Genomic DNA, 11,590 nt, shown 5'->3' with positions numbered 1-11,590 from the left:
CCTTCAGCAGCCGAGGGAGGGCGAAGGAGCCCGGCCTAGACCTGCATGATTTCCTTTTCCTTATCCGCAAGCAAGCGGTCGACTTCAGAAATCGTATCGTCAGTCATCTTCTGAACCTTGTCAGACTGCGAACGGCTGTCGTCCTGGCCGATTACGCCGTCCTTTTCGGCTTTTTTCAGGCCTTCCATGCCGTCACGACGAACATGGCGCGCTGCGACCTTGGCTTTTTCGGCGTAATCATGCGCCACCTTGACGAGCGACTTGCGGCGTTCCTCATTGAGTTCAGGCAGCGGAATGCGCAGGTTCTGGCCGTCGACGATCGGGTTGAGGCCGAGATTCGATTCGCGGATAGCGCGCTCGACGGCGCCGACCATCGACTTGTCCCAGATCGATACACCCAGCATGCGGGGCTCTGGCACTGTGATGTTGGCAACCTGGTTGAGCGGCACGCGCGAGCCGTAGGCTTCGACCGTTACCGGGTCGAGAACGTTTGCCGAGGCGCGGCCCGTTCGCAACGACGCGATGTCGCTCTTGAAGGCGTTGACCGCGCCTTCCATGCGGCGCTTGATATCGTTGAGATCGGTTGTCATCGGTCGGAACTCCCGTTGTGTTGTTCTTGGCGGCGCCGGCTCGGACGAGCCGGGCCACTGTCAGTTGTCGGATACGATGGTCTTCAGGCCGCCGCCGGTCAAGATTTGGGCGAAACCGCCGGCCTCGTGGATCGAGAATACGACGATCGGAATATGATTTTCGCGGGCGAGTGCCACGGCTGCCACATCCATGACGGCGAGGCCCTTTTCCAGAACTTCGCTATGGGTCAGGCTGTCGAAGCGCGTGGCGTTCGGATCCTTCTTCGGATCGGCCGAATAGATGCCGTCCACCTGCGTGCCCTTGAAGATGGCCTGGGCGCCGATTTCGGCGGCACGCAGTGCTGCGGCCGAGTCGGTGGTGAAGAACGGATTGCCGGTGCCACCGGCAAAGATCACCACGCGGCCCTGGGCCATGTGATGCAGTGCCTGGCGCTGCGAGAAGCTTTCGCAGATTTCCGGCATGGCGATGGCCGAGAGGACGACGGTGTCGATCTCGAGCTTGCGCAGCGAGGTGGCGAGCGCCAGCGCGTTGATGACGGTCGCCAGCATGCCCATGTGGTCGCCGGTGACGCGATCGCCACCCTTTGAAGCCACGGCTACGCCGCGAAAAATATTGCCACCACCGACAACTACGCCGACTTCGACGCCCATCCGGCGGGCTTCGGCAATGTCCGAGGCGATACGGTCGGCGACGGCGACATCGATACCGAAGCCCTGGCTGCCCATGAGAGCCTCACCGGAGGCTTTGAGAAGAACACGCTTGTAGATCGGCTGAGGCGACATGACGGCTCCTTGGAAAGCGAAACGGGGTCTGCGGAGAGATCAAACGGGTTGCGGATACACGAAGGGCACCGGCTTGTCACCGGTGCCCTCAACGTTTTTCAGTGCATATAGCCGACGAAAATCAGCCCTTTGCGGCAGCAGCCACTTCAGCGGCGAAGTCGGTCTCTTCCTTTTCGACGCCTTCGCCGAGCAGCAGGCGAGCCATGCCGGTAACTTCGATCGGCGCGCCGACTTCCTTCTCGGCAGCCTTGACGGCTTCACCGACGGTGAGGTCCGGGTTGATGACGAAAGCCTGCGACAGAAGGGCGACTTCTTCGAAGAACTTGCGCATGCGGCCTTCGACCATCTTTTCGATGATGGCTTCCGGCTTGCCGGATTCGCGCGACTGCTCGATGAAGACGTTGCGTTCGCGCTCGGCGACGGCGGCATCGACTTCTTCGGCGCGGACGGCGAGCGGAGCCGTTGCAGCAATGTGCATGGCAACCTGACGGCCGATAGCGTTCAGCGCATCCTTGTTGCCGGTCGACTTTAGGGCAACCAGAACGCCGAGCTTGCCGAGACGATCGGCAGCAGCGTTGTGGATGTAGGTCGCGACAACGCCGTCTTCGACTTCAAGAGCAGCCGAGCGACGCAGGTTCATGTTTTCACCGATCGTGGCAACAGCGTCCTTGATCGTGTCGCTGACCGACTTGCCGGTTGCCGGATAGGTGGCAGCACCTACGGCTTCAACGGTACCATCGGTGGTCAGCGCTACGTCGGCTACGCCGCGAACGATGGCCTGGAAGGCGTCGTTACGGGCAACGAAGTCGGTTTCGGAGTTGACTTCGACGACGACAGCCTTGGTGCCGGCCGAAGCAACGCCGATCAGGCCTTCAGCAGCCGTGCGGCCCGACTTCTTGTCGGCCTTGGCAATGCCCTTGGCGCGCAGCCAGTCGATCGCTGCTTCGATGTCGCCGTTGTTCTCGGTCAGCGCCTTCTTGCAGTCCATCATGCCTGCGCCGGACTTTTCGCGCAGTTCCTTGACCAGTGCAGCGGTGATTTCAGCCATTGTGAGCCTCTTGTCGGTTCTTGTTGCGTGTCGCCGGAAAACCTCGGCGAACTCAAGGTTTTGGGAACGAATGTACCCGGAAGTGTGACAGGGTGATGAAGATCAGCCCCAGCCCTCGTCTCGTTCGTCGGCAACGTGGCCGGCAAGACGTTGGGCCTTAAACGACCAAGGCCAGGGATTGATATCTCTGGCCTTGGGCTTTTACCTGGATGGGGAGCGGATCGTCCGCTCCAACCCGGCGATTAAGCCTGGGCTTCGGCTTCGCCTTCGAGAGCCGGCTCGACCGGAGCTTCGGCGGAAGCGCCGAGGTCACGGCCCGAAGCGCCCTGCTGGCGAGCGATGCCGTCGATCGCAGCGCGAGCGATCAGGTCGCAGTAGAGAGCGATGGCGCGCGAAGCGTCGTCGTTGCCCGGGATCGCGTAGTCGATCTGGTCAGGATCGCAGTTCGAGTCGATGATAGCGACGACCGGGATGCCCAGGCGCTTGGCTTCGTCGATTGCGATCTTTTCCTTGTTCGTGTCGATGATGAACATCAGGTCCGGAACGCCGCCCATGTCGCGGATACCGCCGAGAGCCTTGTCCAGCTTCTCGCGTTCGCGCTCGAGGTTCAGGCGCTCCTTCTTGGAGTAGCCGGACTGTTCCGAAGCCAGGATCTCGTCGAGCTTGCGCAGACGGGCGATCGAGTTCGAAATGGTCTTCCAGTTGGTCATCATGCCGCCGAGCCAGCGGGAGTTGACGTAGTACTGGGCAGAACGCTTGGCCGAATCAGCGATCAGCTCGGAAGCCTGACGCTTGGTGCCGACGAAGAGAACGCGGCCGCCACGGGCGACGGTGTCGGACACGACCTGAAGGGCGCGCGACAGCATCGGAACGGTCTGGGCCAGGTCGATGATGTGGATGTTGTTACGGTCGCCGAAGATGTACGGCTTCATCTTCGGGTTCCAGCGGTGCGTCTGGTGGCCGAAGTGGACGCCTGCTTCGAGAAGCTGGCGCATAGAGAAATCGGGCAATGCCATGCCTTGTTATCCTTTTCCGGTTGAACCTCCGCAAGGCGAACAGCAGACCCTTCGGGCCGGCCACCGGCGGAATTTTCCGGATTTCTCCCGGTCAATCCCATGCCTTACGTGTGGAATGCGGGTGGCCATACAAGCCATTGCCCACAAATGCAAGGGCTTTGTCACCTTTCAGCAAAAGCGAGCGGCCCTGCCCTCAACCCGTACCAATCTTCTGCCGCACCTGATCGACATGGCCACGGACGTAGACCGCATGCGGCTGGCCGCTACTGCCGGCGGCCGCGAAGGTGATGATCGTCACCCCCTCCTCGAACGGCATCAGATAGAGGATCTGCGCCGGATTGACGTAGATCTCCTGATTGTGGGTATTCTTGAAACCGATCAACGCCATGAATCACTCCTTCACATGGAAGAGATACACATGGTTCCGACACGGTGTCGAGACATCCGCAGATAGGCGGACATCCTTACGAGGCACAACTATTTCGGCGTGGCGGGGCACGGGTCCTGCTGCTTCTTCAGCACTTCCAGCTTCACCAGGCTGCCCTGCAGGGCGAAGTCGCCGTAATCCATGGTGAGGTCCCGGGTGATGCCGTTTTCATAGAGCTTGAACGACATGTTGTAGACCGGCGTCGGATCACCGGCAGCCCCGTCGTTGAAATAGGCTATCGTCACCGGCCAGTATTGCGTCTGGGCAAACTCGCCGGCACTGCCTGCATCCGCATCGCCCTTTTCCGGTGTCTCGGCCTTGCCGATCACCGTTGAGGTCAGGAGCGACTGGTCGCCGTTTTCCGAACCGTCGAAGACCCGCGTTTCGAAGATGCGCTTGTCTTCCTTGGCATTGCGGATGATGTCGAGCATGTGGCTGGTGGGGAAGTCGCTGGCGGGTAGATCGATCTCCCGACCGTTCTGGCCCTGCAGTTCCACCTTCACCCCGCCCTCGCCCTGGCTGGCATCGCCGGTGAGCGCCTTGTCCGGCTGTTCGTCGGTGAAGGACTTTGTCTCGAAATGGAACTGGCCGGCGGAGAGATCCTCGAAAGTCTTCGTCTGCTGGTCGCTGACACGCGTTTCCTCGCCGGTGCTGATCTTGGTCACGAGGCGGAAATTGGTGGTGAAGCCGGTGCAGGCCGAACCGTTGAACTCGTACACCATACGGCCGAACATGCCCTCGATGCCGGAACGTTCCGAGGCATCCTTGAGCTTGAGGTCATAGACTGCGCGATGCGGCACCAGAAGGCGCGCGGCGCTGTCTGCCGTCAATGGAGGCGTCAGCGGGGCGGCCATGGCGACACCGGCACCCGACAAAGCGGTACCAGCGACAAGGAACAGCGCGAGGCTCGTGCGCAGCATTCACATTCTCCTGTTGGACTCGAGGTCAGGTGTTATAAGAACGCCATCCGCCGAGGTTATGACCTTGATGCAGGATTTTTGTACGCTTGACAACAAAACAACCGGAGACCGAAATGTCAGATGCCATCGAAAGCCGCCTGAAGGAACTGGGCTACACCCTTCCGGAAGCAGCCGCGCCCGCCGCGAACTACCTGCCGACGCGCATCAGCGGCAACACGCTCTATGTCTCCGGCCAGCTGCCGCTTGAAAATGGCAAGATCGCTGCACTCGGCCTTCTCGGCGCCGAGATCGACGTCGCCACCGGACAGCGCGCCGCCGAACTCTGCGCCATCAACGTGATCGCCCAGGCCAAGGCCGCCCTCGGCGGCGACCTTTCCCGCATCCGCCAGTTCGTCAAGCTGACGAGCTTCGTTGCCTCCGCGCCCGGCTTCACCGAACAGCACCTCGTCACCAACGGCGCATCGAACCTGATCGCCACCGTCTTCGGCGATGCCGGCAAGCATGCCCGCTCGGCCGTCGGCATGGCCGGCCTGCCGTTCAACGCGGCGGTCGAGGTCGAAGCCATCATCGAGATCGACGCATGACATCCCTAGCGTGGATCAAGGATCTGCCGGTCGCCCACCGGGGCTACCACGACATGAACGATAAGGTCTGGGAGAATTCTCTCTCGGCCTTTTCACGCGCCATCGAGGCGGGGTTCGCGATCGAATGCGATATCCAGCTTTCGGCCGACAGCATTCCGATGGTCTTCCATGACGACAAGCTGGAGCGCCTCTGCGGCATCCAGGGCGACGTGCGCGAGCGCACCGCCTCCGAACTCGGCATGCTGGCGATCGGCGGCACCGCCGACAAGATCCCAACGCTGAAGCAGATGCTGACGCTGGTCGCCGGGCGCGCTCCCCTCGTCATCGAGATCAAGGGACGCGCCGCGGAAGAGGATGACGGCTTCGTCGAGGACGTGCTGGAGGTGCTGGAGGGCTATCAGGGCAAGGTCGCGCTGATGAGCTTCGACCACCATATCCTTCGCGACCTGAAGAGGGTCGGCGCGCCCTACCCCATCGGCCTCACCGCCATGGGCGACAAGCCGGAAGAGTTCTTCCAGCACGACGAAGCGATGCAGCTCGGCCTGGATTTCATCTCCTACCACTGGCCGCATCTGCCGAATTCCTTCATCACCGCCCAGAGACGTGCGGGCATGCCGGTCATTACCTGGACGGTGAGGGATGAAAACGCGCTTGTGCATAGCTATCTTCACGGCGACCAGATAACCTTCGAAGGGTTCGACCCGCGCGAGGTTACTGCCCGCTGACGCATTGTTTCGGAGGTCATCCATCGATCTTCGGCGGCAAGATGCGTGAATGTTATTAAGTGATATCGCGTCCCGTATCCTGCGGGGCGTCACAGGAAGTCATGAATATTCAGGAATGACCGCAAACCTGACGATCCGCATCGAAAAGTCCTTTGCCGCGATCAGCCCGCAAAGCTGGTCGCGGCTTTCGGGCGCGTCGAAGGCCAGCGCCTCCGAGGAAACGCCCTACAATCCGTTTCTCTCCCACGCCTTCCTGTCGGCGCTGGAGGAATCCCGTTCGGCCAATGCCAAGAGCGGATGGCTCGGGCATCACGTCCTGCTCGAAAACGAGAGTGGAATGCTGGTCGGCGCGATTCCCGCCTATCTGAAGAACCACAGCCAGGGCGAATATGTCTTCGACCACGGCTGGGCGGACGCCTTCGAGCGAGCCGGCGGGCGTTATTATCCGAAGCTGCAATGCTCGATCCCGTTTACCCCCGCGACCGGCTCGCGCCTTCTGGTCGCGGAAGGCTACGATCGCGAGGGGATGCAGGCGACGCTCGCCGCAGGTCTCCAGGAAGTGACACGGCAACTCGGCGTCTCATCGGCGCATGTCACCTTCGTGCCGGACGAGGAGGTCGAGATCTTCACCGACGCTGAGTATCTGCACCGCACCGACAAGCAGTTCCACTTCATCAATGAAGGCTATGCCGATCACAACGCCTTCCTCGAGACACTGGCGTCCCGCAAGCGCAAGGCGCTGAAGAAGGAACGCCGTGCCGCGCTGGAAAACGGCATCACCATCGACTGGCTGACCGGCAAGGACCTGACCGAGGAGATCTGGGACCAGTTCTTCGACTTCTACATGGATACCGGTGGGCGCAAATGGGGCCGGCCCTACCTGACGCGCAGTTTCTATTCCCTGATCGGCGAGCGCATGCCCGAAGACGTCCTGCTCGTCATGGCAAAACGCGATGGCCGCTACATCGCCGGCGCGATCAATTTCATCGGCGGCGATACGCTCTACGGCCGCCACTGGGGCTGTATCGAGGACCACCCCTTCCTGCATTTCGAGGTCTGCTATCACCAGGCAATCGACTTCGCGCTGGCAAAAGGCCTGAAACGGGTGGAGGCCGGGGCGCAGGGCGAGCACAAGCTGGCGCGCGGCTACCTGCCCGTCACCACCCATTCCATGCACTACATCGCCCATCCGGGCCTCCGCCACGCCGTCGCCGACTATCTGGAACGCGAGCGGGATGACGTGGAGCACATGAACGAATATCTGTCCGAGCACAGCCCCTTCCGCAAAGGCGAACGGCAGCAGGAAGACTGATCAGAAACTTAAGGAGAGGACATCCCATGAGCTACGATCCGAACAATATCTTCGGCAAGATCCTGCGCGGCGAGATCCCCTGCCATCGCGTTTACGAGGATGCCGATACGCTGGCCTTCATGGACGTGATGCCACAGTCGCCAGGTCACCTGCTGGTGATACCGAAAACGCCCTCCCGTAATATCCTGGATGCCGATCCGGCTGTACTCTCCAAACTGATCCCGATCGTGCAGAAGCTCGCCAAGGCGGCCAAGGACGCCTTCGACGCCGATGGCGTGACGGTGATCCAGTTCAACGAGCCGGCAGCAGGCCAGACCGTGTTCCATCTGCATTTCCACGTGATCCCGCGCTACGAGAGCGTGCCCATGAAGCCTCACTCGGGTCAGATGGAAGACAACGCGGTTCTGGCCGCGAACGCCGAAAAGGTGATCGGCGAACTCGGCGGCTGACCGGCCACCGGTCAGGGCTGCAGGATCAGCAGCCCGACAACGAGAATGGCGATCGGCGCCGCGACGCCGACCGCGACCTTCTTTCCGCTGGCGAGAAAGAGGGCAAAGCCGATGCCTGCCGCGGCGAGCCGAAGCCACAGCGGCGAATTCGCAAGCGTGCCCGTCGGAAAAACGATGAGCTTTGCCGTAACCGCCATGACAAGAGCGGTCGCGACCGCCCTCACCCAGTTCAACGCCTCGGATTCCTCATTCAGCCGGTTGCCCGCAAGCACGCCGAGCCAGCGCCAGAAATCGGTCGCAAGGAAGCCCGCCACGGCAATCAGCACATAGACCCAATATTCTTCCAGCATCAAGCGCTCTCCTGCGAGACGGCTTTTCGCCGGCGGCGATATCTGTCGATCAGATAGGCAATCGTGCCGCCGCCGATGCCTGCGATCAGTACGTCGAACTGCGGCGAGACGAGTGCCATCAGCGGACCAAGAACGACGCCGATGACGAAGGCCAGCTTGACGACGACCTGCTTGGCGCTCGCCCATATCGACGAGACGAAATAGACCGGCGTCAGCATGAAAAGCGCCCCGGCGACCATCGGTGGAAACTGCGAGACGATACCGTAGCTGATACCGACGATGACGGCGTTGGTCAGCGTCAGCGTCATGCCGAACCCGGCAAAAAAGACGACGCGATGCTGGCGCGGCACGTCTCGAAGATGGGTCGCCGCGAACACCCAGGATGTGATCGCAATGAAATGCGACAGGAATAGCAGGATCCACACCGGCGTCTTCGGCGTGCGCATTTCCGGTACGATCGAGGCGACCATCGGCATCATGCGGATCGACGAAAGCGTGACTGCGAGAAAGGACGCCGCGATATTGGCGCCGCCCAGCATCGAGCCAACCAGGATCATCTGGGCCGGCAGCGCCCATATGCCGAGCGTCATCGCCACCGCCTCGGATCGGGAAAGACCCGCCTCAAGCGCAAAGGCGCTGAAACCGACATAGGATGTCATGAGGATCAGGGCTGGCAATGACAGCACGCCGCGCATGCCGACAAGGAACCAGTTCAAGCTCCCGCGCTCAATGCGCTGCTCTGCAGACATCGGGATTCCATCTGTTATTGGTCAATCCATGCCTACAAACACAAAGATGCCGGGACAAGCCCGGCATCTTTCTTTCAATCGATATGAGAGCGATTACTTGCTCTTCGGCACCCGTGGAACCGTGCTGCCCTTGCGGGAAGCGGGCTTCGGGGCGTCTTCGGCAATCACGTCGCCGTCGTCGTCCGCCTTGGCCTTGGCAGCGCCGGTGGACTTGCCACCATCCTTACCCTTCGGCGCGGACTTTTTGGCTGCCTTAGGCTTGGCCGTCTTGGCTTTCGCCTCCTCGACTGCCTCTTCGACCTCGGCTTCAGGCTTCGGCTTCACCGGCACGGCTTCCGGAATGGAATCCAGCACCAGCTTGTCCTTGCCGTCTTCGCCCTTGCCGACCGTCACGCGGACGACACCACCCTTGCGCAGCGCACCGAACAGGATCTCGTTGGCGAGCGGCTTCTTGATGTGTTCCTGGATGACGCGAGACAGCGGACGTGCGCCCATTCTCTCGTCGTAACCCTTGTCCGCCAGCCAGGCGATCGCGTCCTCGTGCAGGTCGAAAGTGACGTTGCGCTCGGACAGCTGCGTTTCCAGCTGCATGACGAACTTCTGCACGACCTGATGAATGACTTCCGTCGGCAGCGGCGCGAACGGGATCGTCGCGTCGAGACGGTTGCGGAATTCCGGCGTGAACAGGCGGTTCAATGCCTCTTCGTCTTCGCCGGTGCGCTTGGAGGAACCGAAGCCGATCGCGGCCTTGGCCATTTCCGATGCGCCCGCATTGGTCGTCATGATCAGGATGACGTTGCGGAAGTCGATCTTCTTGCCGTTGTGGTCGGTCAGCGAACCATGGTCCATGACCTGCAGCAGGATATTGTAGATATCCGGATGCGCCTTCTCGATTTCGTCGAGCAGGACCACGCTGTGCGGATGCTGGTCCACCTGGTCGGTCAGAAGACCGCCCTGGTCGAAGCCGACATAACCGGGAGGTGCGCCGAGCAGTCGCGAGACCGTGTGGCGTTCCATGTATTCCGACATGTCGAAGCGCAGAAGTTCCACGCCGAGCGAGGCGGCAAGCTGCTTGGCCACTTCCGTCTTGCCGACGCCCGTGGGGCCGGAAAAGACGTAGGAACCGATCGGCTTGTTCGGTTCGCGAAGGCCGGCACGAGCCAGCTTGATCGCGGTAGACAACGCTTCGATCGCCTCATCCTGACCGTAGACGACGGAACGCAGTTCCTTTTCCAGATTGGCGAGAACCTGCTCGTCATCCTTGGAAACCGTCTTTGCCGGAATACGGGCCATCGTGGCGATGGTCGCCTCGATCTCCTTCTCGGTGATCAGCTTGCGGCGCTTGGAGGCCGGCAGCAGCATCTGCGCCGCACCGGTCTCGTCGATCACGTCGATCGCCTTGTCCGGCAGCTTACGGTCGGAGATGTAGCGGGCCGACAGTTCCACCGCCGACTTGATAGCGTCGTTGGTGTAGCGCAGCTTGTGATAGTCCTCGAAATAGGGCTTCAGGCCCTTCATGATCTCGATCGCATCATCGATCGACGGCTCGTTGACGTCGATCTTCTGGAAGCGACGGACCAGAGCCCGGTCCTTTTCGAAGAACTGGCGATATTCCTTGTAGGTGGTCGAACCGATGCAGCGGATCTGCCCGGAGGACAGAGCCGGCTTCAACAGGTTGGACGCATCCATGGCGCCGCCCGACGTCGCACCCGCACCGATGACGGTGTGGATCTCGTCGATGAACAGAACGGCACCCGGAAAATCTTCCAGTTCCTTGACGACCTGCTTCAGGCGTTCCTCGAAGTCACCGCGATAGCGGGTACCGGCGAGCAGCGTGCCCATGTCGAGCGAGAAGATGGTCGCATCGGCCAGCGCTTCCGGCACTTTGCCTTCGACGATGCGCTTGGCAAGACCTTCGGCGATGGCCGTCTTGCCGACGCCCGGATCACCCACATAAAGCGGGTTGTTCTTGGACCGGCGGCACAGGACCTGGATCGTACGGTTGACCTCGGAATGACGCCCGATCAAAGGATCGATGCGACCGTCCTTGGCCTTGTCGTTGAGGTTGACGCAATAGGCCTTGAGCGCATCGGCAGGCTTCTTGCTGGAACCGTCCTCCGGCTCGCCGCCACGGGTTGGCTTGGAGTCGGAATCCGGTTCCTCGGCGCCGCGCGGCGAACGGGTCTGGGAGGAACCCGGGCGCTTGCCGATACCGTGGGAAATGTAGTTGACCGCGTCGTAGCGGGTCATTTCCTGCTCCTGCAGGAAGAAGGCAGCATGGCTCTCGCGCTCGGCGAAGATCGCGACGAGCACGTTGGCACCGGTTACTTCTTCGCGGCCGGATGACTGGACATGGATCACCGCCCGCTGGATGACGCGCTGGAAGCCGGAAGTCGGCTTGCTGTCTTCGTCATAGCCGGTGACAAGGTTGGCAAGCTCGTTATCGACATAGTCGGTAACCGTCTTGCGCAGGTTTTCAAGATTGACGTTACAAGCGCCCATGACCGCCGCCGCATCGGCATCGTCTATCAATGCCAAAAGCAGGTGTTCGAGCGTGGCATATTCGTGATGCCGCTCGTTTGCGAAGGTCAGTGCCTGATGCAGCGCCTTTTCGAGACTAGGCGAAAATGTGGGCAC

The 11,590-nt window shown here is 61.2% G+C and carries 13 protein-coding genes; 4 read left to right on the top strand and 9 right to left on the bottom strand.

Annotated features, from left to right (window positions below; all coding sequences use genetic code 11):
• Positions 1–35: 35 nt before the first annotated feature.
• The 6 genes from frr to BM216_RS21300 all read right to left on the bottom strand — a co-directional run bounded on the left by frr (position 36) and on the right by BM216_RS21300 (position 4,784).
• Positions 36–590, bottom strand: coding sequence for a ribosome recycling factor (gene frr, locus BM216_RS21325; RefSeq protein ID WP_093001210.1), 555 nt, complete (start codon positions 588–590; stop codon positions 36–38).
• A 60-nt stretch (positions 591–650) separates the two neighbouring features.
• Entirely contained in the window at positions 651–1,373 is a 723-nt protein-coding gene (gene pyrH, locus BM216_RS21320; protein ID WP_093001209.1) for a UMP kinase, read from the bottom strand.
• Between the two features lie 121 nt (positions 1,374–1,494).
• Positions 1,495–2,421, bottom strand: coding sequence for a translation elongation factor Ts (tsf, locus tag BM216_RS21315; RefSeq protein WP_093001208.1), 927 nt, complete (start codon positions 2,419–2,421; stop codon positions 1,495–1,497).
• A gap of 242 nt (positions 2,422–2,663) precedes the next feature.
• The gene (gene rpsB, locus BM216_RS21310; RefSeq protein WP_093001207.1) at positions 2,664–3,437 is read right to left on the bottom strand and encodes a 30S ribosomal protein S2; all 774 of its coding nucleotides are present in this window, start codon (positions 3,435–3,437) and stop codon (positions 2,664–2,666) included.
• A gap of 193 nt (positions 3,438–3,630) precedes the next feature.
• Entirely contained in the window at positions 3,631–3,825 is a 195-nt protein-coding gene (locus tag BM216_RS21305) for a hypothetical protein (RefSeq protein ID WP_093001206.1), read from the bottom strand.
• Positions 3,826–3,914: 89 nt separating this feature from the next.
• Entirely contained in the window at positions 3,915–4,784 is an 870-nt protein-coding gene (locus BM216_RS21300) for a cell envelope integrity EipB family protein (RefSeq protein ID WP_093001205.1), read from the bottom strand.
• 113 nt (positions 4,785–4,897) lie between these two features.
• Between BM216_RS21300 and BM216_RS21295 the strand changes: the two genes are divergently transcribed.
• From BM216_RS21295 to BM216_RS21280, 4 genes are all read left to right on the top strand, one after another.
• Positions 4,898–5,368, top strand: coding sequence for a RidA family protein (locus tag BM216_RS21295; protein ID WP_093001204.1), 471 nt, complete (start codon positions 4,898–4,900; stop codon positions 5,366–5,368).
• Positions 5,365–6,093 carry a glycerophosphodiester phosphodiesterase gene (locus BM216_RS21290; protein ID WP_093001203.1) on the top strand — a complete coding sequence of 243 codons (729 nt, stop codon included), beginning with the start codon at positions 5,365–5,367 and terminating at the stop codon, positions 6,091–6,093. Before BM216_RS21295 ends, BM216_RS21290 begins: the two co-directional genes overlap by 4 nt.
• 115 nt (positions 6,094–6,208) lie before the next feature.
• Positions 6,209–7,405 (top strand): GNAT family N-acetyltransferase, encoded by a 1,197-nt coding sequence (locus BM216_RS21285; protein WP_093001202.1) that lies wholly within the window; start codon positions 6,209–6,211, stop codon positions 7,403–7,405.
• A gap of 26 nt (positions 7,406–7,431) precedes the next feature.
• Positions 7,432–7,854: an HIT family protein gene (locus BM216_RS21280; RefSeq protein WP_093001201.1), complete on the top strand. Its 423-nt coding sequence runs from the start codon at positions 7,432–7,434 to the stop codon at positions 7,852–7,854.
• A gap of 11 nt (positions 7,855–7,865) precedes the next feature.
• Here the strand turns inward: BM216_RS21280 and BM216_RS21275 are convergent, their stop codons facing one another.
• The 3 genes from BM216_RS21275 to clpA form a co-directional block, all read right to left on the bottom strand.
• Positions 7,866–8,207: an AzlD domain-containing protein gene (locus BM216_RS21275; protein ID WP_177230861.1), complete on the bottom strand. Its 342-nt coding sequence runs from the start codon at positions 8,205–8,207 to the stop codon at positions 7,866–7,868.
• Entirely contained in the window at positions 8,204–8,953 is a 750-nt protein-coding gene (locus BM216_RS21270) for an AzlC family ABC transporter permease (protein ID WP_093001199.1), read from the bottom strand. The genes BM216_RS21275 and BM216_RS21270 overlap by 4 nt, the downstream gene beginning before the upstream one ends.
• Positions 8,954–9,046: 93 nt before the next feature.
• Complete coding sequence (clpA, locus tag BM216_RS21265) at positions 9,047–11,590, bottom strand: ATP-dependent Clp protease ATP-binding subunit ClpA (RefSeq protein WP_093001198.1); 2,544 nt, start codon at positions 11,588–11,590, stop codon at positions 9,047–9,049.

This window comes from Rhizobium sp. NFR07, assembly GCF_900111905.1.
GTDB lineage: Bacteria > Pseudomonadota > Alphaproteobacteria > Rhizobiales > Rhizobiaceae > Neorhizobium.
This window is presented reverse-complemented; position numbering and strand designations above follow the sequence as displayed.

Coding starts and splice junctions, on each gene's coding strand:
- BM216_RS21270 (WP_093001199.1), bottom strand. CDS start 8,953: ATGTCTGCAGAGCAGCGCATTGAGCGCGGGAGCTTGAACTGGTTCCTT.
- rpsB (WP_093001207.1), bottom strand. CDS start 3,437: ATGGCATTGCCCGATTTCTCTATGCGCCAGCTTCTCGAAGCAGGCGTC.
- BM216_RS21295 (WP_093001204.1), top strand. CDS start 4,898: ATGTCAGATGCCATCGAAAGCCGCCTGAAGGAACTGGGCTACACCCTT.
- BM216_RS21305 (WP_093001206.1), bottom strand. CDS start 3,825: ATGGCGTTGATCGGTTTCAAGAATACCCACAATCAGGAGATCTACGTC.
- BM216_RS21285 (WP_093001202.1), top strand. CDS start 6,209: ATGACCGCAAACCTGACGATCCGCATCGAAAAGTCCTTTGCCGCGATC.
- tsf (WP_093001208.1), bottom strand. CDS start 2,421: ATGGCTGAAATCACCGCTGCACTGGTCAAGGAACTGCGCGAAAAGTCC.
- BM216_RS21290 (WP_093001203.1), top strand. CDS start 5,365: ATGACATCCCTAGCGTGGATCAAGGATCTGCCGGTCGCCCACCGGGGC.
- BM216_RS21280 (WP_093001201.1), top strand. CDS start 7,432: ATGAGCTACGATCCGAACAATATCTTCGGCAAGATCCTGCGCGGCGAG.
- pyrH (WP_093001209.1), bottom strand. CDS start 1,373: ATGTCGCCTCAGCCGATCTACAAGCGTGTTCTTCTCAAAGCCTCCGGT.
- frr (WP_093001210.1), bottom strand. CDS start 590: ATGACAACCGATCTCAACGATATCAAGCGCCGCATGGAAGGCGCGGTC.
- BM216_RS21300 (WP_093001205.1), bottom strand. CDS start 4,784: ATGCTGCGCACGAGCCTCGCGCTGTTCCTTGTCGCTGGTACCGCTTTG.